General features: G+C 44.9%; 20 protein-coding genes and 1 pseudogene. 10 read left to right on the top strand and 11 right to left on the bottom strand.

Features of this window, described 5'->3' with window-relative positions; all coding sequences use genetic code 11:
- Positions 1 to 309 precede the first annotated feature (309 nt).
- The gene (locus A8140_RS16895; protein WP_005535536.1) at positions 310 to 2004 is read left to right on the top strand and encodes a phospho-sugar mutase; all 1695 of its coding nucleotides are present in this window, start codon (positions 310 to 312) and stop codon (positions 2002 to 2004) included.
- Positions 2005 to 2090: 86 nt separating this feature from the next.
- Here A8140_RS16895 and A8140_RS16890 read toward each other — a convergent pair whose 3' ends face one another.
- The gene (locus A8140_RS16890; protein ID WP_005535535.1) at positions 2091 to 2510 is read right to left on the bottom strand and encodes a GNAT family N-acetyltransferase; all 420 of its coding nucleotides are present in this window, start codon (positions 2508 to 2510) and stop codon (positions 2091 to 2093) included.
- Positions 2511 to 2599: 89 nt separating this feature from the next.
- Complete coding sequence (locus tag A8140_RS16885; protein ID WP_005535534.1) at positions 2600 to 3232, bottom strand: LysE family translocator; 633 nt, start codon at positions 3230 to 3232, stop codon at positions 2600 to 2602.
- Positions 3233 to 3473: 241 nt separating this feature from the next.
- On the opposite strand from A8140_RS16885, the pseudogene A8140_RS16880 reads away from it, so the two are divergent.
- The 3 genes and pseudogenes from A8140_RS16880 to A8140_RS16870 all read left to right on the top strand — a co-directional run bounded on the left by A8140_RS16880 (position 3474) and on the right by A8140_RS16870 (position 5423).
- Positions 3474 to 4300 (top strand): annotated as a pseudogene (locus A8140_RS16880) (AraC family transcriptional regulator).
- A 71-nt stretch (positions 4301 to 4371) separates the two neighbouring features.
- The gene (locus A8140_RS16875) at positions 4372 to 5115 is read left to right on the top strand and encodes an AzlC family ABC transporter permease (RefSeq protein WP_033000575.1); all 744 of its coding nucleotides are present in this window, start codon (positions 4372 to 4374) and stop codon (positions 5113 to 5115) included.
- Positions 5112 to 5423, top strand: a complete 312-nt coding sequence (locus A8140_RS16870; protein ID WP_005535528.1) for an AzlD domain-containing protein — start codon at positions 5112 to 5114, stop codon at positions 5421 to 5423. The genes A8140_RS16875 and A8140_RS16870 overlap by 4 nt, the downstream gene beginning before the upstream one ends.
- An 8-nt stretch (positions 5424 to 5431) precedes the next feature.
- Here the strand turns inward: A8140_RS16870 and A8140_RS16865 are convergent, their stop codons facing one another.
- Both A8140_RS16865 and A8140_RS16860 read right to left on the bottom strand, forming a co-directional pair.
- Positions 5432 to 6046: a fumarylacetoacetate hydrolase family protein gene (locus tag A8140_RS16865; protein WP_005535526.1), complete on the bottom strand. Its 615-nt coding sequence runs from the start codon at positions 6044 to 6046 to the stop codon at positions 5432 to 5434.
- Between the two features lie 206 nt (positions 6047 to 6252).
- Positions 6253 to 7293 (bottom strand): porin, encoded by a 1041-nt coding sequence (locus tag A8140_RS16860; RefSeq protein WP_005535524.1) that lies wholly within the window; start codon positions 7291 to 7293, stop codon positions 6253 to 6255.
- 568 nt (positions 7294 to 7861) lie between these two features.
- Here A8140_RS16860 and A8140_RS16855 point away from each other — a divergent pair.
- From A8140_RS16855 to A8140_RS16845, 3 genes are all read left to right on the top strand, one after another.
- Positions 7862 to 8830, top strand: coding sequence for a porin (locus tag A8140_RS16855; protein ID WP_005533396.1), 969 nt, complete (start codon positions 7862 to 7864; stop codon positions 8828 to 8830).
- A gap of 402 nt (positions 8831 to 9232) precedes the next feature.
- On the top strand, positions 9233 to 10072 hold the full coding sequence (locus A8140_RS16850; RefSeq protein ID WP_005533394.1) for a DMT family transporter: 840 nt from the start codon (positions 9233 to 9235) through the stop codon (positions 10070 to 10072).
- Between the two features lie 67 nt (positions 10073 to 10139).
- Positions 10140 to 10754, top strand: coding sequence for a glutaredoxin domain-containing protein (locus A8140_RS16845; protein ID WP_005533392.1), 615 nt, complete (start codon positions 10140 to 10142; stop codon positions 10752 to 10754).
- A gap of 67 nt (positions 10755 to 10821) precedes the next feature.
- Here the strand turns inward: A8140_RS16845 and A8140_RS25850 are convergent, their stop codons facing one another.
- The 3 genes from A8140_RS25850 to A8140_RS16830 all read right to left on the bottom strand — a co-directional run bounded on the left by A8140_RS25850 (position 10822) and on the right by A8140_RS16830 (position 12748).
- Positions 10822 to 10956 carry a hypothetical protein gene (locus tag A8140_RS25850; protein WP_005426014.1) on the bottom strand — a complete coding sequence of 45 codons (135 nt, stop codon included), beginning with the start codon at positions 10954 to 10956 and terminating at the stop codon, positions 10822 to 10824.
- A 134-nt stretch (positions 10957 to 11090) separates the two neighbouring features.
- Entirely contained in the window at positions 11091 to 11438 is a 348-nt protein-coding gene (locus A8140_RS16835) for a hypothetical protein (protein ID WP_005426002.1), read from the bottom strand.
- A 119-nt stretch (positions 11439 to 11557) separates the two neighbouring features.
- On the bottom strand, positions 11558 to 12748 hold the full coding sequence (locus tag A8140_RS16830; RefSeq protein WP_005533388.1) for a multidrug effflux MFS transporter: 1191 nt from the start codon (positions 12746 to 12748) through the stop codon (positions 11558 to 11560).
- A gap of 111 nt (positions 12749 to 12859) precedes the next feature.
- Between A8140_RS16830 and A8140_RS16825 the strand changes: the two genes are divergently transcribed.
- Positions 12860 to 13747 (top strand): LysR family transcriptional regulator, encoded by an 888-nt coding sequence (locus A8140_RS16825; protein ID WP_005533386.1) that lies wholly within the window; start codon positions 12860 to 12862, stop codon positions 13745 to 13747.
- A gap of 187 nt (positions 13748 to 13934) precedes the next feature.
- Here A8140_RS16825 and fhuB read toward each other — a convergent pair whose 3' ends face one another.
- From fhuB to A8140_RS16805, 4 genes are all read right to left on the bottom strand, one after another.
- Positions 13935 to 15929 carry a Fe(3+)-hydroxamate ABC transporter permease FhuB gene (fhuB, locus tag A8140_RS16820; protein WP_005533384.1) on the bottom strand — a complete coding sequence of 665 codons (1995 nt, stop codon included), beginning with the start codon at positions 15927 to 15929 and terminating at the stop codon, positions 13935 to 13937.
- Positions 15929 to 16882, bottom strand: a complete 954-nt coding sequence (locus A8140_RS16815; RefSeq protein ID WP_005533382.1) for an iron-siderophore ABC transporter substrate-binding protein — start codon at positions 16880 to 16882, stop codon at positions 15929 to 15931. Before A8140_RS16815 ends, fhuB begins: the two co-directional genes overlap by 1 nt.
- 91 nt (positions 16883 to 16973) lie before the next feature.
- Positions 16974 to 19121: a TonB-dependent siderophore receptor gene (locus A8140_RS16810; RefSeq protein WP_005533381.1), complete on the bottom strand. Its 2148-nt coding sequence runs from the start codon at positions 19119 to 19121 to the stop codon at positions 16974 to 16976.
- A gap of 207 nt (positions 19122 to 19328) precedes the next feature.
- On the bottom strand, positions 19329 to 20237 hold the full coding sequence (locus A8140_RS16805; RefSeq protein WP_005533380.1) for an AraC family transcriptional regulator: 909 nt from the start codon (positions 20235 to 20237) through the stop codon (positions 19329 to 19331).
- Positions 20238 to 20456: 219 nt separating this feature from the next.
- On the opposite strand from A8140_RS16805, the gene A8140_RS16800 reads away from it, so the two are divergent.
- Both A8140_RS16800 and A8140_RS16795 read left to right on the top strand, forming a co-directional pair.
- On the top strand, positions 20457 to 21215 hold the full coding sequence (locus A8140_RS16800) for a siderophore ferric iron reductase (protein WP_005533379.1): 759 nt from the start codon (positions 20457 to 20459) through the stop codon (positions 21213 to 21215).
- 78 nt (positions 21216 to 21293) lie between these two features.
- Positions 21294 to 22079 carry an ABC transporter ATP-binding protein gene (locus tag A8140_RS16795; RefSeq protein ID WP_005533378.1) on the top strand — a complete coding sequence of 262 codons (786 nt, stop codon included), beginning with the start codon at positions 21294 to 21296 and terminating at the stop codon, positions 22077 to 22079.
- Positions 22080 to 22102: the final 23 nt, after the last annotated feature.

Below are 22102 nucleotides of genomic sequence, written 5' to 3'. Positions count from 1 at the left end.
CCGCTGCGCTTGCGCCAGCTTCCTTGCTTCCCGATGCAAATATCGAACAAATTTACAAAAAATCTTAAAAACTACGATTTCAGCGCCCTTTGTTATATTTATGTTAAAAGGCTAGTTATAGTTCAATAGTTCTTCAAGAAATTAACTGTGAATAAATTCTGTACAGACTGAAAAATAAATTTGGTTTATCGATTGCTCTCTTTGAAATGTAATTGAGAACCATTTACATTGTGAAAAGGAAAACATTGGGACACTTTCCGTATAAAAGTGTCTAAACAAGTAGGTTCCTCCTGCTAAGGAAAGATGAATATGACAACACAAATTACTCAGTGGCTAGCACGAGACCCAGACCCTAAAACCCGCGAAGAACTCCAGCACTTAGTCGATGAAAATAATGAACAAGAACTGGCAGATCGCTTCGGCTCACGTTTGGCTTTTGGTACTGCTGGTTTGCGTGGCAAAGTGGGCGCGGGCCCAAACCGAATGAACCGCTTAGTGATTCAAGAAACAGTTACGGGGCTCGGTCATTATCTAATTGAACAGGTGAAAGATGCTTCATCTCGTGGCGTGGTTATCGGTTACGATGGTCGCCCTGACTCCAAACAGTTTGCACACGATACTGCTTCAGTACTGACCGCCCTAGGCATCAAGGTTTACCTAACCTACAAGGTAGCGGCAACACCAATTGTTGCCTTCGGTGTTCGTGAGTTAAATGCGGCTGCGGCTGTCGTCGTGACAGCAAGCCATAACCCACCAGAGTACAATGGCTTTAAAGTCTACTGGGAAAATGGCGCACAAATCATTCCACCACATGATTCCGGAATTGCTGCAAGAATTGATGAGGCAACAACAAAACCGCTTCCCCTGATGTCACTAGACGATGCAAAACAAAAAGGTTTGTTAGTTTGGCTTGAAGACGAGTACTACCAAACATACCGCAAAACAATGAACGACAATGCCCTGCTAACACCGGACAGCAACACAGATATCTCGATTGCTTACACGGCAATGCACGGTGTCGGTGCGGACATGGCAGAAACGTTGCTCGCAGATGCTGGCTTTGAAAAAGTGGCAAGTGTTCCAGAACAGCGTGAACCGGACGGTACATTCCCTACGGTAAATTTCCCAAACCCTGAAGAAGCAGGCGCAATGGACATGGTGATGGCGCTGGGTAAATCTGTCGATGCCGATATTGCCTGCGCAAACGACCCTGACGCAGACCGCTTTGCGGTGGCAGTAAAACGCCCAGATGGCGAATACCAAATGCTGACGGGTGACCAAGTGGGTTCATTGTTTGGTGATTACTTACTGCAAGGTCAACCAAACGCACTTGTTGGTAATACCATTGTCTCTTCTCGCCTATTGAGCAGCATTGCTAAAGCACACGGATCAGAATACTACCAAACGCTAACGGGCTTTAAATGGCTAACCAACGTAGCAATGACGCAAGAGAGCGAAGCAAATCCATTCCTATTCGCTTACGAAGAAGCGCTTGGCTACACCGTGGGCAATAAGGTATGGGATAAAGATGGTTTGTCAGCACTGGTCGCTTTCTCTCAATTGACAGGTAAGCTAAAAGCACAAGGCAAAACGCTTTGGGATAAGTTAGAAGAGTTATACCGCCAACACGGTTTCTACTTTAACGCACAGCGCAGCATTGCTCTTGATCCTAAATCACCACCAATCGGTGACAAACTGCGCGCAAACCCACCGAAAGAGATCGCGGGTAAACGTATTAAAGTGATCGAAGATCTGAAGTCATCACTTCGCTTTGTAACTGATGGCCCAACAGAAGCAATCAACTTACCAGCGAGTGACGTACTGGTTTATCACCTAGAAGACAAATCGCGTGTGATTGTTCGTCCTTCTGGTACTGAGCCTAAGTTGAAGTGTTACTACGAAGTGATCAGCGACTTCCCTACTGAGATGGACTACGCGCAAGCTAACCAAGCAGCAGAAGCGAAGATGAATGCATTGATCGAAGCGCATCAACAAAGCTTGTAATTCGAGTTTGAAACATCGATTCTGTGAAAATAGCGATTAGCAAAAGAGGCGCATTGGGCGCCTCTTTTTGTTCAATTCAAACCAAATCAAGCAATCTGTTTTTGCAAGAAGTGTTTATCGATACCCGCGGCAGGGTAACCTGAATACTGACCGACTTTTTCAAAGCCCAGTTTCAAGTAAAAGTCGAGCGCTTGGAAGCTATAAGTATCGAGATACAAATGCGTCACCCCGTGTGGCTTCACTTGCTCTTCTAGTAAAGCAATCAGCTTGCTTCCTACCCCCGACGTGCGCGCCTCGGCATCAACCCAAAGGTATTCCACGAACACAGTGTTATTGAACATTTCACCCGTGAGCCCGCCAACAATCTTGCCCTCGTCATTCCGAGCAAAACAGCCAATGGCGTCTACATCACCATCCGGTAAATGCATGCGGTTATATGCTCGGATGCCATCACGGATAAGGTCGAGATCGTTTTGTTCTGGATTGAGTTTAAATTCAAGTTTCATACCACCACTCCTTGGAAATCGGTGTGATACTAAAACAAAAAGCCAGCGAGTGCTGGCTTTTTGTTTAGAAATCTAATTGTTCCTACATATTACATCGCGAAGCTACTGAGCATCCATACTGCAAGGATAATGAACACCAAGCCCATCAGTTTGCCTTGGTACATGCGGAATTTGTCATTTTCCAACAATCCTTTACCCAGTGTACCCGCCAGAGCAACCAACAAGATGTTGAATAGCAAACCGAGTACGTTTAACAGCAAACCAAGCGCAAGCATTTGCTCACCCGAAGATGCGGTAATGTTGCTAGAGACAAACTGAGGCAAAAACATAACGAAGAACACCAACGCCTTCGGGTTCAGCAGGTTACTCATCAAAGCACGTTGATAGTAAGTCGATGCTATTTTGTTTTTCTGATCCAGCACTGGTGTCGCAGAAACATCCGCTCTTAAACAGTCCCAGCCCATTTTTAGTAAGTACGCGCCACCCAGTAGATGAAGCACTTTTAACGCGATTGGACTCATCGCAATCAAAGTCGACACACCCATTGCTGCCAGTAGGGTCAAAATCACACCCGACGTCGCATTGCCTAAGCTCGCAAACAAACCGACTTTCTTACCATAGCTCATGCTAGAGCTAGCAATCAGCAACATGTCAGGTCCGGGCAACAAAAGAAGTGCAACAACGGCGGTAAGATAAACAGGAAGTACAGATAAATCGATCATGGTGGAACTGGCTTTCAAAAACAGGCGACGGATCTTATACCAATGAATAGATAACAACCAGACCAAATGTCTTCCCAATGAGTAAAATTCAGAAAATACAAAATATTTAACGCTCAATTTAAAAATAATTAATCTTTTTGATATTTGTTTTTCATACCGATAGCAATTTTGTACAAAAATAAGCAGGATGGATCCGGTAGACTCGAAAGCCACTAGGCGACACTTGGCAAAATAGAAAGAGATGAAAGAAAAGAATAGGGAAGTTGCGACATTTAAAATTGCCCAAGAGCTGGGGGGTTTAGAGCTGCTCGAGGCTAAATATGAAAAGCAAAACTTCTCTCGCCATAGTCATGAGGGCTATACCATTGGTGTGATTGAAAAAGGCGCACAACAATTCTTTCGTACTGGCGGCAACCATATTGCGCCGCAAGACAGCATCATTCTTGTCAACGCCGACGAGGTACATAATGGTCACTCAGCATCAGAAGGAGGCTGGGAATATAAAGCCATGTACCCCGTGCCAGAGCAGTTTCAAACGCTCGGGGAGGAACTTGGTGCATCCAATGTCGCTTTGCCCTACTTCCCGCAGCCCGTCGTTTACGATCCGGAACTCGCTAACCAATTACGGTTGGTGTTCGATACGCTGGAGAAGTCAGATAACCGCTTACTGCGAGAAACACTTGTCTACGGCACACTGATCAAACTAGCAAGCAAACACAGTACACATCGAGCCCCGCTTCAAGATGTGACCAAAGCACAAAGGCAGGTGCATCTGGTCAAAGAGTTTCTTGAAGACTTTCCTCAAACCGATGTTTCTTTGGAAGAACTTGCAAAGCTGGCAGGATTGAGCCCTTTCCATTTGTTGCGTGAGTTTCAAAAACAATTCGGCTTTCCGCCGCACGCGTTTCAGATTCAACAAAGACTGAGAATGGCGAAAAAACTGCTCAAACTGGGGCAAAAGATTTCTGATGTTGCTCAGGAATGTGGCTTTCACGATCAGAGCCATTTGCATCGTCACTTTAAAAAGCCATGGGCGTAACACCTGGGCAGTACATCAAGCATTGTTAGCAATATTGTACAAGGCAACATTCTGAGGTCAGCCTACCTTAACAGCATGTTTTTCTATTCAAGTTGAAGTTATGGATACTATTTTGCCTACTCATCAAGACTCAAAGTCCTCACTCTTTTTACAAGGTACGATCGCAATGATGCCATTGAGCATCGCCGTATTACCTTGGGGGGTACTCGCAGGGTCATTTGCTATCGATACTGGCTTACATCCTTTGGAAGGCCAGGCGCTCTCCGCCATTCTGTTTGCAGGCTCAGTGCAACTTGTCGCGATGGGCATGATTAAAGCAGGCGCTGGCCTAACCAGCATGCTGCTCGCCACGTTTTTCATTACCTGTCGCCACTTTCTCTACGGTGTTTCGATGCGCAGTAAAATATCACCTCTGCCTCTAAAGTGGCGACTTTCGTTAGGGTTCTTACTTACCGATGAGCTGTTTGCCATTGCTGGGCACCAATCCGATAAGCAGTTCGATCGATGGTACGCCCTCGGCGCTGGGTTAAGCTTCTATCTGTTTTGGAACTTCGCAACGCTTACTGGCATCGTCGCAGGTAGTTTGATGCCTGAATTAAATGAGCTCGGATTGGAATTTGCCGTCGCTGCTACCTTCATCGCGATTGTGGTCCCAACGATAAAAAGTATTCCCGTGTTATGCAGTGTGTTGGTGGCATTAGTTAGCTCAGTGACCCTGAACTATTACCAAGTGGAAGGAGGCTTAATGATAGCCAGTATTCTCGCCATGTTGACGGGCTATTTTGTGGAACAATTTACGACGAAGACTCCAAGCCTTGATAGCACGCAGGAGGAACGCCTATGACTTTTTTGTTTCTCTTAGCCATGACTGCGTTGGTATTCACCAGCCGTTATCTGTTCTTAGAACCGAAACTTCCGCTTAGGTTGGGAGTAAGAACTCAGAAAGTCTTGAGCTATGCAAACTCTGCTGTGCTCACCGCAATCTGGGCTCCAATTGTGTTTATGCCAGAGGGTGAACTTAGCGTCACGTGGCAAAATCCATTTCTGTTGGCTGCCCTATTAGCTGCTGTGATTGCATACCTCACTAAGAATGTATTGCTCACCACCATAGTAAGTATGGTCGCGTTCTTATTGCTTCGAATTTGGTTGTAAGCTCACGACTAAGCAGCTACCCACTCAATCTCTAACAAGGTGATGTCTCCACACTTCAAACGCCCAAGGAAGACATCGCCTTGATGCACTTCTCCCACGCCCTTTGGTGTGCCTGTCATCACGACATCGCCATCTTCTAGTGTTGTATAGCTCTTCAGCTCATCGAGAATACAAACTGGTGGGTAAAGCATCTGTTTAACGTGCCCTTTTTGAACATGAACGCAGTTAATCAAAAGCTCTAAGTTGAGATCGTCTATATCGACACCTTTAAGAGAGTGGAATCGACTAAATACTGCTGAGCCGTCAAACGCTTTGGCGCGCTCCCACGGTAGTCCTTTTTCTTTGAGGGTAGATTGTAAGCCGCGTTTGGTCAGATCTAAGCCGAGTCCAACTGCAGTGTATTGACCATTTTTGATCACAAAGCAGATCTCTGCTTCGTAATGCAAAGGCTCCTGATGAAATGAGGTGAGTTTGGTTGAAACGGAAGTCGCCGGTTTATTAAACACCACCATTTGCTCTGGTATGGCGTTATTAAGCTCTTGAATATGCTCAACGTAGTTACGCCCCACACACAGAACTTTACCAACTTTGACTTTCTTCTCTTCAACCTGAATGACGCTCATTGCTCTTCCCTGCAAAACAAAACGCACATGATAATCTAACTGATTGAGTTGCCCCCACTAGTTCCCACTCTGGAATGTTAAAAACAAGACATTCAGCCCGTTTTGTTCTCACACACTTAAAGACGAACCTCTCTCGTTTATCAAACAACAGATATGAAAAAAGCCAGCACGAAGCTGGCTTTCATAGTAACTAGGACAGGTTACTATTATAGGTAGTAACGAGCACCAAGTGCCCATTTGTCGTCTTGAGTGTGGCCTTCTTCGTTGTTTAGGTCGAACTGGTAACCAGCGTAACCAACAAATTTAGAAGTGAAGTTGTATTCAGCTTGAACAGCCATCTCTTCACGGGCAGTTTTAGTCTTATCGCCAGAGTTTACCTTGCCTTCAACCATTTCGTAGTTGATGCTTAGGTTTAGGCTGCTTGGTAGCGCGTATGCTAGTAGCGCTTCGTACGCATCACTTTCTGCAAGACGTGACGACGTTGGTTTTAGACCATCGAAGTTCATGTATTCATTCGAACCGTACACTGCAGCGATGTATAGGCCTTGGCCGTAAGAACCGTAAGAAGCAGAAACTAGGTGAGATTCAGCGGTTTCATTCTTAGAGCCAAACTCTTTGAAATCACCAGTGTTGTATGTGTAACCAACTTTCGCGCCTAGTACTGAGTAAGACAATGCTAGCTGAGCACGGTCATCGTAACGATCGGCTTTAGACTCGTCACCTTTAGCACCTTGCCAACCTAGACCGAAGTTGATTGCACCAGCTTCACCTAGCTCGATTGCGTTGCGGTAAGAAAGCATCTTATCCGCACGACCAGTACCTAGGTTACCGTGATCATCGTAGATAAAGTCGTTCGCAAACGCGATTGGCATATCAGCAACACCAGCTACATCATAGTAAGGTGCCCATTGAGTACCACCAACTGCACGGCCGTATACGTCGTGAGTTAGGCCTAGGTAGCCAAGACGAGTAGTGAATGTTTCTTCACCGCCGTCTAGGTAGTTTAGAGCCCACTCGCCACGAGCGTCAGCTGTGAAGCCGTTGCCTAGATCTTGAGTTGCTGTGAAGTTGATACGTGGAGAATTAGTGCCAACATCTGTGTCACCTTGCTCAGAACCGTTTAGGTTAACTGAAACGTGACCACCGATAGAGAAAGTAGTGCCGTCGTTGTTGTAAAGCTCCACTGCTACTGCTTGTGTACCGAATGTTGCTGCTGCGATCGCTGCTGCTAGGAATTTTTTGTTCATTATAAAATCCATGTATTTATTCATTAGTTTATAAGTCAGTCTTATACAAAAGTGGGCTGGGGCATCTATTCCACCAATGTCGCGTCACTTTTGCTTAACAACTACTAATCAATGTATTTCAGAAGTTCCCCAGAGCAGAGTGAAAAGATGTAATAAAAGAGAAAAATGGCAAACGTTTCACTCAAATCAATAAACAAATTCGGAAAATAACACCTAAAAAACGAAACATCTTGTCACACAACAAGGACATGTAAAATCTTAAGCCATCGTTAATTAGGGAAATAGCAAAATATTCAAGAAGTAAAATGTTACATTTCGGGTAAAGAAATATGATTAGGAACTTTTTTAAAAACACAGTGTCCATCAGGTGAGACAGAAACATCAAAAAAGATAAAAAGCCTCTTCCTTTTACTTTCATGAATGTGAGAGCAGTCATGCATTTGAAATGAAAATGCAATTAAATCATAACTTAACAGAAATCTATCTTTCATTTTCGCGGTTTACCTTAAGCGTCATCGACACAAATCGAGCAAGTAAGCTCATCGATTACAACTAGGGTAATAAGAAAATGAAAAAGGCAGCACTCACTTCTGCAGTTCTAACAGCATTGGTATCATCACCATCTTTCGCAGCAACAGTTTACAAAGACGACGGCACAGAATTAAAAGTTGGTGGTCGTGTTGAATTTCGTGGTGACTTCATCGGTTCAGGCGGCGCTGAAGTGGACGGTACTATGGAAGACAAGTCACGTGCACGTCTGAACCTAAAGGGTAAAACAGATATCGGCAACGGCCTGTCAGCTTTCGGTGTTTACGAAGCAGAACAAAAGACAGGTAAAAGCGAATTCAAAAACCGTTACATGTACGCAGGTGTAAGTGCCGATGCAGGCGACTTCTCAGTTGGCCGCCAGAACATGGCCGCAGTAATCATCTCAGACATGACGGATATCACTGAGTTCTCAGGTGTTCAGCAAGTCATTGATTCATCCTCTGACAAGCAAGACAGCGTTTTTGCTTACCGCGGTGAATTTGACGCTCTGCAAGTTCAAGCTACTTACCAAGCAAACTCTGGTGACAGCCAAGACAAATACGGCATCTCTGGTCTTTACTCTCTACCAATGGGTCTAGACCTAGGCCTTGCTTACTCTGGTGGCGATGTAGATAAAGATAACTCAGAAGATCAAATTTTAGGCGGTATCACCTACTCTCTTGAGAGCCTATATCTGGCAGGCACCTACTCACAAGGCTCTCTGGATGACTCAGAAGACTTTACTGCTTACGAGCTAGTGGCAAGCTACAAACTAGCAAGCAAGTTCACAGTTGCTGGTCTGTACACTTTCCAAGAAAACGATCCAAATGGCTCAGCGAAATACGACGCTGTTGATGGCTTTGAGCTAGTGGGTTATTACAAGTTGAACAGCAACTTCCGTACTTACCTTTCTTACTACATGAACCAACTGGATGAAGAAAAGAATCCAGAAGGTAAAGTAACGGAAGGTGAAGACACACTGCGCCTAGGCGTACGTTACGACTTCTAATAAAAACTTGCCCTAATAGAGAGTCTTTGGCCGGCACTATTGTGTCGGCCTTTTGGTCGTATTCATTACAGAGGCACTGCCCTCTTTTAACGCACCAAATCCCGAAGTTGGTGCATTTTACCTAGCTCACCCAAGACCAAACGCCTCAACCCCTTTAAAATCAATAAATTAAAAATTGGCACACTAGCTGCAATGATTAGATCGAGCAAATGCATGGCAGCGTTTGTGCTTCTCGTTCTTTGTACCTACTTCGGTAGGAACGTCCTTTGAATTGGTAATGTCGCCTCCCTCTGGGGGGCATTTTTTTATTGGCTCCCCCATAAATAGAACGTATGATTCTGGCCATTGTTAAAAATCGGAAATATCCAATTGAATCATAACCCTATTAAAGGCGCATCTTGGATGCTTACCGCAGGTTTGGCATTCACCATCGTTAATAGTTTTGCTCAAGTCGCAAGCATTCACTTTGGTGTGTCATCCACAACATTTGCACTGTTTCAATACGCAATAGCTTTCTTTGCTATCTTGCCGTATCTACGAACATTAGGAATTCGTCAGTCTCTGCGTACTAACCACTTTGGGTGGCACGCATTGCGCATCTTCTTGGCGGTTATTGGTATCCAACTCTGGTTGTGGGCGCTCGCTTACCCAGTGCCAATTTGGCAAGGTATCGCGCTGTTAATGACCTCTCCTTTATTCGCAACAATCGGATCCGGTATTATTCTCAAAGAGAAAGTGGGGGCTGCCCGTTGGGTAGCGACACTAACTGGTTTTATTGGCGCAATGATCATCTTAGAGCCATGGTCAGACTCGTTTACTTGGGCCACTCTTTTACCAGTTGGGGCAGCATTCTTTTGGGCTGCGTACGCCATTATGGTTAAGAAGCTTTCCGTCAATGACCCACCGTCAACCATGGTGGTGTACCTGCTTCTACTGATCACCCCATTTAATATTTTGCTGGCCGCACCAACCTTTGTTATGCCTCAGGGTTGGAATATTTGGGGAATCCTGGTCTTAGCTGGGGTACTGACAGCCCTCGCTCAATGGGCCGTTGTAAAAGCGTACTCGGTAGCAGATGCATCATTTGTACAACCCTTCGACCATGCAAAGTTACCACTTAACGTCTTTGCTGGCTGGTTAGTATTTAGCTGGGTGCCACCAGGCCGACTATGGCTTGGTGCAGCAATCATTATCGGCTCAATTGCTTTCATTACTCATTGGGAAGCCAAAAAAAGAAAGTAATTTGAAAGAAATTTGGGGGTTTTAGGTTCTATATTTTCAGGAAAGGAAAGGAAATGAGGAGCATCTTATGACACAGCCAATCAAAATTACATTGTATCGTTGGGCAGGCAGCTGGGGACCATTTAAAGTCAACATCCCATGTGGCGAATGCACATTAACCAAAGATATTCTTGCTGACACATTTGAAAATGAGCTCGCGGATGTGCCAGTCGAGCTAGAAGTGAAAGATTGGTTGTCTCACTGGTGGGAGCCACTAAAGCTTGGAGCTTGGCACGCCCCTATCCTAGTCGTTGAAGGTGAAGTTGTCAGCCAAGGGGAAGCGCTGAATCGAGGCGTGCTCGTTCAATCTGTCATTGCAGAATGGACCAAGCGAGATCAACTGAAAGGCAACATCGTTTATGGTAAGGCAACTTGCCCCTACTGTGTAAAAACCAAGAAGCTGCTTGACGACGCGGGTATTAAGTACAAATACCACGACGTAGTAAAAGACAGCGCAGCACTTTATCGAATGATCCCTGAAGTGAAAGCCATTATCGGTGAAAAAACACCGGTGACCGTTCCTCAGATATGGCTGGATGGTCAATACATAGGAGGCGCTGATAACTTGGAAAAGTGGTTAGCAGAGAAAGGGTTAGATAACGTGCCAGATAATGTGGTTGAAATCCCAAGCCAAACGGCTTAGCTCTTCTAAACGAAAAAGACGACCGCAAGAATGCAAAAAGCCCCGATGCATATCGGGGCTTTTCTTATTAATTCGCTAGTTTTTTCATAATACGAGCAAACATAGAAGGCTTTTTCTTCTTCGCTTTACCGTAAAGCGCTTTGTGCATCGCATCTTTCGCCAACATTTGGCCAAAGTAAACACCACCAAGTTCGTAACCCATGACCTTCTCCTAAGAAGTAATTGACTGGTTTATGTTGTAATTTTACACCACTTAAACCAGAAAAAAAGACACAGATCACACTAAGTTCGTAATTTACTTACAGCACTTTTTATCCTAGCGAATCAGATTCGTAATTAACGCTTAGGCTGTTGGTATGTTTTACCCGCCGCTTTGTAAGTATCTTTTGGCTTAATTTCAAAGAAAGTCTCGAAGAACCATGCCGCAAATTTGATCAAGTGATCGCCTTCGTTCATAACGTGTTCGACAAACTCTTTCTCTTCACCAGACTCGTCCGCTTGGACAGTGATGTGATAAATACGTTTTTCACCTTCGACTTCAGCAAGACCGAATTGACCTGTCAGTGATTCAGCTGCTAGTGCAACTTCCTCTTCCTCTGATGCTTTTAGCAGCTCTAGCGCTTGAGGTAGGTTTTCTTTCTGACCAATTTCTTTCAGTAGTGCTTCGAATTCGTTTTGTTGCATGATTTCACCTAACAATTAACGGGTGTTGCCGATATGCCACTTTACTAGCCAAGTGTAGATAACGACACAATAATTGGCGCATTTTAGAGAGGACCTTCTGCCCTTGCAACCAGATTCAACTATGTTCGTTCTGGCTGCACTAGACCTTCTGAAGGCGTTCGGAACTGCCCAAACACGAGAACTAAGCAGGAGATCACCGCAATCGAAATATAAAAGAACCCCAATTGATGTTGGCTTGTTACCCAGCTTTCGACTAAGTAGCCGCCAAATAAGCCAGCTAAACACATTTGAATCGAACCTGATAAAGCCGATACGGTACCCGCTTGCTGCTTGTGCGGCGACAACAACAGACTGATAGAAACAGGAAAAGACATCCCTTGCGCGAAACTCAAGCAGGTAAACGCAACCAATAATGACGCCACCGTGAACGGCAGTATGAGGAGCATTGCCCCTGAGCACGCCACAATAACAAAGCTCATTAGTAATATTTGCTGCTCTTTATATCGAGCATTAATGAAGTTAAGGACCAAACTCCCCATCAACAGCCCAACCGAAGGCACGATCATCAAGGTTCCGTAATCTGCCGCAGTCAGCCCAAGTTCTTGCTGCATGAGGAACGGGTAGAGAGACAGGGTCACCAATGCGGATAAGTAGCTAAGCCAGTTATAGCTTGCACTGCCAATGACTTGCTTATTGGTCAACAACTCAAAGTAATTCAGTAACACCCGCTTTGGTTCAAAACGACGCTTTGGATATGGCAGTGTTTCATGCAAAACGACAAAACCAAGGGTAAAAATCGCCGCAAGATAGATGAGAACGAACACGAAAACCGCATGCCAGCTGATGTGATAAGCAATCCATCCACCAAACAAAGGCGCCACAATCGGCATCACAGAAGCTGTCACCGAGATATAAGACAAGGCTTTGGTAAGTTGTGCTCCGTCATAGCTATCTCGCAATACCGAGCGTCCAAGTACAGAAGCGCTACCCGCACCGAGCCCCTGTAGGAGACGCCCCGCTTCAAGGGCAACAATATGATCAGCAAACCCAATACAGATAACCGTACCAACCAAATAGACACTCTGTCCCAGCAGAAACACAGGTCTTCGGCCAATGGCATCCGACAGAGGCCCATAAAATAGCTGTGAGACGCCAAAACCAACAAGAAACAGAGTCACGAGGTTTTGAACCGTGTGTTGTGGCAAAGCAAGATCATGACCGATCAGAGGCAAAGAAGGGAGATAAATACTGACGCCCACTTGAGCGGTCGCGATGATCATCATCGCCAACAATAATGGCGTTTTACGCAATATGTCCTCCTTACAACATGACAGTTTCACGACAGACAGTGTATATTTGTTACTCAAAGATGATAATAAACCAAAATGGAAAGGGATTATTTCCCCTGAGGATGGAATAAGATGGACTGGATTCAGAGTGTTAACAGTTACATACGAGTCGTCGAAGAAGGTAGTTTCAACGCCGCGGCGCGAAAGCTCAATACCACCAGCTCGGCCATCAGCAAGCGTATCCAATGGTTGGAAGATAAGATTGGTGTTCAGCTTCTCAAGCGAACTACTCGCTCTATCAGCCAAACGGAAGCTGGTGCACTCTTTTACGAGCGGGCCAAAGTGCAACTCGACTCTTGGCAATCTGTATTGGACGAAACTCGTTCCGTAAACCAATCTCCAGCGGGGTTACTCAAAATTGGGGCGACATTGGCGGTTGGTTCTAAGTTCTTGGTACATTACCTCGATGACTTTCTGGAAAAATACCCAGACATCAAACTCCAGCTGATCACGACCCTACCTGGTCAAATTCCTGAGCTCAGTTTGGATTTGTTCATCAGCAGAGAATTGGAACAACTCAACTCACTGAGCTTTAAAGCCAGCCCATTGTTCGAGCACAAAGCTCAGTTTTATGCCGCTCCAAGCTACCTAGAAAAACATGGTGCTCCACAAACCGTTGAAGAGTTGTCACAACATAACGTTCTGATATGGGGCGAAAATCCAATAAGAGAAATAAAAACCAACCGAGGTAAACGCATCAGTTTGTCCGGCAACTTTGCTACAACAAACCCCGAAGCACTCTTTCATGGTGCAAAACGCGGAATGGGAATCTTGCTTTCCAATAACGTCATGATCAAAGAAGACCTGAAATCCGGCGCCTTAGTTCCGATCCTTCCTGATATCACAGCAGATGAAGCTACCGTCTATGCGTATTACCCTAAGCTCGATTACCAACACACTCGAACTCAACTCTTCTTGGAATACTTAAAGAGTCGTTTGGAAGAAGAAAAGCGCGCTTAATCTGATTACGCTTTGGTTGCAAAAGTAATGGAAAATCGCAAGAGCGCGTTGGTCTTTCTTGAGTGCTTTTGAGTGATAGATAAGAAGTTATCACTTTCCTCACTCTAAAAGAGCCAACGCACCAAATCATACTAAGAACAAGGTTCGCTGATATTTGATGACAAAAACCTTCAACCTGCTCACAAGCCTACGAATTTCGGGATTTCAGCAACAAGAAGATGAAGTAGCTGCCACCTATAATAGAAACCAACGTGCCTGCCGCAAGCTGAGCCGGGAAAACAACCACTTGTCCCAACCAGTCGGCGAACAACATTAGTGCCGCACCAATCAAAAACGATAAGATGATCTGCTCTCGAACCAAGCGCGCACCAACCATAGCTGCAATATGTGGAGCCAGTAACCCAACAAAAGCAACCGGCCCCATGGTGGTTGTCACCATCGAACACAAAGTCGCGACAATGCACAATAGAGCAACATAGGCGATGTTGATGTTCAACCCTCTTGCACTGGCGAACTGACGACCAGTAGCAATTAATGTCACCCAACGGCTCAAGAGTAAAGCAACGCCAATACAAACGGTTATCACGATAGCCATGATCGTTGCCGCATCAGGTTCAACACGATAAGTAGAGCCAGCTAACCAAGCCAACAAGGTGTACTTCCCTTCCCCTACTCGCGTTAAAGAAAATTGTACTAAAGCCTCCAACACTGCGGTCAGCGAGATACCCGTCAGGATGAGAATCGAGGGTGCAAACTGATGCTTCTTACCAAGGAATAACAGCAAACACAGTGCAATAGCGCTGCCCAAAAACGCAATCCACGGGCTTAGTGAATGAATCGAGTATCCCATAAACAGGCTACTGAAGATCAATGCTAAAACCGCACCCGCCGATACACCGAGGATGTCTGGGCTCGCAAGCGGGTTATAAACCAACCGTTGTAAAATCACACCAGCGACAGCAAGACCCCCACCAGCAAATATCGCAGTTAACATCCTAGGCCAGCGGATTGACCATTCAAACGCGTCTGGAATTGTAAAGTAGCCCATATCAGACGCCGGTTGCGACAATGTACTTAACGCCAGCAAACCAAAGATCATGATGAACAACAAGAAATAAGCCAAAGATGAGATAGACTTTGGACCTTTCGGCATAGAGAAAAACATTTGATCTTGGGCAGACATTTGTTTGCGGGCAATAATGATCAAAGCCGGAGCTCCAATCACCGCGGTTGCCGTTCCTGTTGGAATCATATCCAAAGACCATTGAGCTAAGAATAATGCCAGACTGTCGGTCACACAGAGTAATAGTGCGCCTAACGCACAGCTTGCAATGAGTTCTGATTTCGCCTTTAAAAAGCCCAAGTGCCTCGCGATATTTGGGGCAATCAAACCAATAAAGCTGATAACACCCACCGAGGTAATCGACACTGAAACCAACCACACGCCGATTGCCATTAGCACAAAGAAGGTTGTACCTATGTTAAGGCCACGCGCAGCAGCTCCTTCCGTACCAATCGAAAGCAACGTCAAAACCCTCGGTGCCAACAGAAAAATAGCAAAGATTGGTAGTAACTTAGGCATTAACCAAAGCACTTGTTCCCAACCATTTTGCCCAAGATCGCCAGCTCCCCATACAAACAGGTTTTGTGCGTACTGGTCGTTAAGTAAGATAATCGCGGTCGCAAATGCGCCTAACAGTAAGTTAACCGCCATACCTGCCAAAACAATTGGCAAGCCACTCATGTTTTTGATGCCAACAATGGAAACAATTAGCCCCATTGCAAGCAAAGCCCCAACCAGCGCAAACCAAACTGAATACTGAGCCACCAACATCGGCGCGACCACATTTAGAATGACCAGACCAAGCCATGCACCTGACGATGTACCTAAGGTAAGCGGAGACATCATGCGATTCTGTGTTAACTGTTGAAACAGGCTTCCTATCGTGCCGAGTGTTCCACCAACCAAAATCGCCATTACCAAACGAGGTAAGTTGACATAGGCTAACGCCATCAACTCGAATGAATCATCGACCATTCGTTCGAGCGAAGCGGTGTCGCTAATCTGTAAGATTTGCCGGAGCAACTCATCAACGGGACCAAATTCAGACTGACCTAGCCATAAATGAACAGAGGCGGCAAGCAATAACACCCCCCCCATCATCAAACCACTGAATCTCATTACTGCTCCGCTAGCGTGAACAACGATTGCGCCATGGCTTCAGCGTTATACAAAATCGACATGGCACCGCCGTAGCTCCAACTTGCCTCTACTGGGCTGAATTGGCCATTACGCACGAAAGGCATACTCTTCCAGATTGGGGACTGATTTAATTTGTCTTGGTATGGGAAAGGTTCGAAGTAAAGTGCAATGCCATTCTTCACCTTTTTAAGCTCAGTCATACGCTTTTGGCTGATACCCCACTGACTCGCAGGAAGATCCATTGCATTTTCAAAGCCTAACTGCTCAAGCGCATATTGCGGGATCGAGTTATCACCGTAAATGTATACCGAAGTGGTGCTGGCAAAACGGAATGAAGTAACTTTCGGTTTGTCACCTGGATACGCCTTGGCCAACTCAGCCTTTAGAACAGCAATACGCGCATCCATCGCAGCCAGTTTATTGTTCGCTTGTTCTTCTTTGCCAAGCAATTGAGCTATCTTCTTAAAGTTCTCGATAGCCGCCGCCGCGTTGCTATGCTGCTCACTATAAGTTTGGTAATAAAATACTGGCGCAATTTCAGAGAGTCGCTCTTGCAGATCTTTCTGAGGCGAAGCAATAAGGATCACATCAGGGTTAAGCTTCTTAAGTGCAGAAAAGTTAGGCTCTGTTCGAGTACCAATATCCGCCACACCTTCTGGAATTGCAGGTTGCACCACCCAATCACTGTACCCTGCAATATCAGGCACCGCGACCGGTGTTACGCCCAGTTCGATCACTTGCTCTGCTATATCCCAGTTCAGTGCCGCCACTCTAACGGGTTGAGCTTTAATAGTCTTAACACCTTCACTGTCTTCGACTTGGTAATCTGCCATTGCATTAAATGATAAAGCGCTCGCTAAAACAGACAGAGTGAGTTTTGTATTCAAATTTTTTGCTTTAGAAAAATGGGAAGCGATTGATTTTAAGCTCATATATTTGCCTACTTAATCTAAATTCGATATTTGTTCAAACGACAAAAGCAGCCGAAATAAGGCTGCTTTAGTAGTGATATTCCTAACCTAGTTAGAACTCATAGTTCACACTAAGCTCGACAGATTGCTCTGCACCAAACCAGCAGTTCGATTGGTCATAACAGGTGTAGTACTCTTCATTGAATAAGTTGTTCACTAGCAAGTTAGCTGTTGCACCAGATAGTGTGTCGCTCGCCTCACCTAAGTCATAACCTACTGAAAGATCGACGACTGTGTAAGAAGGCACTTTTCCTTGAGTATTCGTTGCATCCATCTCCATTTCACCCATGTAACGAGCACCTACACTGAAGCGAGTTCCCGATAAAGCACCACCATAGACATAGTAATTGCTCCATAGGTTAGCGGCATGTGTCGGTACATAGATTGGTGTAGTGCCTTCTAGATCTGGATTCGCATCTTCCGTCACTTCCATGTCGATATACGTGTAGCTCGCATTAACATCCCAATCTTCAGTTACAAACCATCTGCCCTCAAGCTCCATACCTTGCGAGCGCACCTCACCTAGCTGAATCTTAGAACGGTATGTAGGATCTGATGGATCAGCGGCAATTGAGTCTTTCTTAGTGATATGGAAGTAAGAAGCAGTAACCTGCTGTGACATATCTGGAGACAAGTATTTAATACCCAACTCGATCTGTTCACCTAGCTGAGGTTTTAAAGAGTTGCCGTTAATATCAGTACCAGCAGCTGGCTCAAAGCTCGTCGCGTAACTTACAAAAGGAGAAATACCATTATCTAGCTCATACAAAGCACCTACACGGTACGAGAACTGGTTGTGATCAGCTTCATCTTTTCCATCATAAGTTGGGTAAGAACTATTTTTGTCATCGCTTGCCTTAAACATGTCATAACGTCCACCAGCTAATAAAACCAATGCGTCATAACGAACTTGATCTTGGAAGTACAAACCTAACTGTTCGGTCGTAATATCATGAGATTCACGGTAGTTTTCTTGAAGCTGACTTCTATCCAAAAGGTCATTGTTCGGATTATAAGCATCAAACCCATAGAAACTCGCATTCGCAGTAAATTCTTTGTAAAGAGAATCACCTGTTAGCTTTAGGTAGTCGACACCGAATAATAAATTGTGTTCTAAACCACCAATTTCGACACGACCTGAAACTTGGTTATCGATAACAAAGCTCTGTGAATCCTCATCTGTACTGTAAACATTTCGGATTAAACTGCCCGTCACAGGATTGAAGTTAGTCGCGGTGTGGTAAGTATTCTCTTGGTACAGAGACGCATCGGTATAGCGAGCATTCTGAAGGAAAGTCCAATCATCGTTAATTTGGTGATTGATCTTATAGCCTAGCATCAAGACTTCACGTTCAAAGGTACTCCAATTCTTGTCACCCATGGACACAGATGGATCACTCGCCTTCAGCACTTCTAATGGCATAGCAGAGTTAGTACCCATTGATGGATCGTTCTGATAGTAAAGGTTGAAGTTGATAAGTGTTCTATCAGACAACTGCCAATCTAGTGAAGGAGCAATCACATAGCGCTCTTCTTCTGCGTGATCTACTTGGCTGTCTTGTTTACGGGCAAGTGCTAACAAGCGATAAGAAAAATCACTGTCACCTAATTGACCTGTAGTATCAATTGACGCTTCCATAAGGTTCCTTGAACCTGTAGATACACCAACTTTCGTCGACCCATCTTCTTGCGGTGTCTTCGCAATCATGTTGACCATACCGCCTGGTGGCATCGCTCCATACAACACAGATGTAGGACCCTTAAATACTTCAACTTGCTGAATCGCAATAGGATCTATCTGAGGTTGTAGATTCCAACCGGTTAGGAACGGAAGCACTAAACCATCGTAATAGCTTTGGTTGTTACTAAAACCACGAATAGAAAACGTATCGTACATGGTTACTGATGCGCCCTTCTGTTCAGTTACAACACCCGGAGCATATCTGAGCGCTTGGTTGAGGGACTTAACACCTCGTTGTTCTAACTGCTCTTCATCAATAACGGTAATACCTTGAGGCGTTTCTTCTGGCTCAAGTGCCGACTTAGTCGCTGTATTACGATAAGCTTTCCCTAAAACAGTGATAGTTTCTATATTCGAATCTGTCGCTGTAACAGCTTCTTCTGCTAAAACCTGCGTGGAAAATGCAGTCAACAACGCAACTGCCAGTGATGAATACTTAAAACGAACGTGAGTGGTCATGATTCCCTCGGTACCAATGCTTAACTTAAATAGTAATAAATCTCATTTGCATTGTATGTATCTATAAAAGGGATAATTAACAATTTGGTGCAAATTCCAAAAGAACTTGGCCAATTTTGAGAAGAGTTAGGTCAATTGATGATTAAAAATACAATTAACCTTATTGGTTGAGAGGCTTTGTAGGGAGTACGCAGAAAGAAGATATGACTACGATTTAATAATAGGCACCCAGTATTCCATGACGGCATCTGCGTCATTAGGTTTATAGGCTGATGGGTACACTTCAAGTTCATAACCGTCGACACCTCGATAGCCAGATTTCGGCAACCAATTAAGTACGAACCAGCTCAGAGTGTATCGAAGGTTCTCAATCGGGCCACAGTGCTTAACCACTGCGTAGGTTTGTTTAGGAACGGACAAGACCTCTAATTTATCAGAGATAATGCTTGGCAATTGAGGAATTGTGATTTCATATTTAAGTTCGACCCCAGCCCAATAGCGGATATTGGTACCATCAAAACTCGATTGGGTAAGGTCGACAACGCCAATAAACTGAGAGATATTCTCGTCTGGAAGCGTCACTTCTCCCTTTAAACGCGACCACAGTTGAGGGACTTTCTGAGCAAAATCTTGCGTTAATGAAAACAACCCACTGATTTCTGAGGTAATCCCCTTTACCAAGAAAGGCTCTCTTTCGTCGATACGCACAATAACAAAACTTAGTGCGCCCTTTTCTTCAGCACTCACCGTTTCAGACACTTGTATCGGTTTTCTTAGCCCTACTCTTTTCCCCGCCTTTCTGTACTGACTAGGGCTTGCCCCAAACATCTGCTTAAACGAACGGCTAAAACTAATTTCTGAATTGAATCCGAGTCCAAGGGCGATATCGATCACTCGCTCTTTGCTGTCCAACAATTCTTCAGCCGCTTGGCTTAACTTAAGTTCTCTCACGTAGTTTGCAACAGTAAGTCCGGTTTCAGCTTGAAACACTCTTTGCAGTTGCCATCGTGACCAGCAACTCTGCTTCGCAATATCTTCCAATGATAGTGTCGAGCTAAGGTTCGCATGGATATAAGCCAAGACACGGCTGATACGGTCAAATGCAGGTGTATTCATAGTCAAGCAATCAAATTCTCAGTAGTGGTCATAACATGTTAGATTTCAGAGATACTTTTATCATTTAAAGACGCTTTTATCACTTGAAAATGGCGAAAGCGCAGCCAACTCACCCTTCCCTTAAATTGAAAGTTCGCCGAGGGTATGCCCCATTTTGTATGGTTATCATCGACAAGATTCGCTATGATAACGAAACTAATTCTCATTTAATGGTTTAAGATGCTTTCCCAGCTGCACAATATTTTCACTCGTCGGAGAGCTCCCTCTCTACACCAAAAAATCTTCGCTTATTCTAAACAAGTTACGCCTTATCTTAGTGGAAGTTATGGTTCTCTGAGCAGCAAAAGTATCGCAATAACGAATGATAAAAGCCATATCGAAATCAAGCGCGTATACAATGGCCTTGCAAAGACTCACCCTGAAGCGGGTAAAGCTTATTGGTTAACTCGAACTTGGGACCTAGTATGCTGGCAGCCTATCTATGTCACCTTTGTTTCAATATACGGCCTTCATTCGTTGCCCGATATCAAGAATATTGGTCAATTTAGGTATAAGCAGTTCGTCACAGGATACCGCTTCTTCAATGGTGACCATCAGCACGGCACACCAGAAGAGTTAATCCCGCACGCTGGTAGAGCCATACTTGAACTCACTGAGTTCCTCCGCGATCAGATTAGTGAGTGGACACGCATCCGCCCAGGCTTTACCAACCATTTACTCGCGGATCTATTGCTTGGTTGTTTGATCAAGCTGCAACAGCGCGATCAAAGCCTGACCAATGAGTATATAACCGAGCAAGCGAAACTATGGTTAGCTGCATGTCAACTGCCAGACAGTCATTTAGACAGCCTCAAAATAGACGATACTTCGGGAATGCTTAAGCTCGCAAGGGTCAGCTGTTGCTTAGTTTATAAGTGTGACTCTAGGAAATACTGTGATGATTGCCCTAGGCATCCAGACAACAAGAAGAGCACTTAACATTACCATCTGATTTCAAAAACCAGTAAGGTGTGTTTGCTTTTATCAAGTAGCTTTATTGGTCGAGGCAATACTGACATGTTTCAACTTTCTGACATCAGAATCGTTCGTGATGAGCGAACCATTCTCTCTATTGATGAGCTTTCCATTCCAACTAATGAACTCACCGTGATTCTTGGTCACAACGGCTCAGGAAAATCGACATTGGTTAACTTGCTCTCAGGACAAATGGCACCGGATCACGGTATGGTAGCGTTAAATGGTGCTTCTCTCTCTTCTTTCAAAAGTAGAAAACTAGCCAAGAAGATCGCGTATCTACCGCAAAAGCTCCCAACTTCAGCAGGCTTAACGGTAGAGGAGCTGGTTCGTCTGGGGCGTTTTCCTTGGCGAGGCACATTTGGTCTTTGGAACTCAGAAGACCGATCTATTATCCAACAAGCGATGGAAAGAACGGGCGTTGCTGAGTTCTCGCAGGCACTAGCAGACGATTTGTCTGGTGGTGAACGCCAGCGAGCTTGGGTATCGATGCTGCTTGCTCAGCAGTCACCAGTATTAATCCTTGATGAGCCAACGTCAGCACTGGATGTTCATCACCAATTTCAACTGATGGGTTTACTGTCTGAACTGAATAAAAAAGAAGATGTGGGTGTGATTGTCATTCTGCATGACTTGAACCTCGCGCTGCGCTACGCGACACACATCGTTGCTTTAAAGAAAGGTCATATCGCATTTGAAGGTAACGCAGATAAGCTACTCGACGAACAAGCGTTGTGTGCGCTGTATGAATCCTCTATCCGACTGATCGACCACCCGGTGCCAGCCGACACGGCCGCAAGTGAAAAAGTCGCCGTCGTCTGTGAATAGCTGAGGGAGATCTCACAATAGAC

The organism is Vibrio campbellii CAIM 519 = NBRC 15631 = ATCC 25920 (assembly GCF_002163755.1).
Lineage (GTDB): Bacteria > Pseudomonadota > Gammaproteobacteria > Enterobacterales > Vibrionaceae > Vibrio > Vibrio campbellii.
Note: the sequence above shows the minus strand (reverse complement) of the source record. Positions and strands in the feature narration are given on the sequence as shown.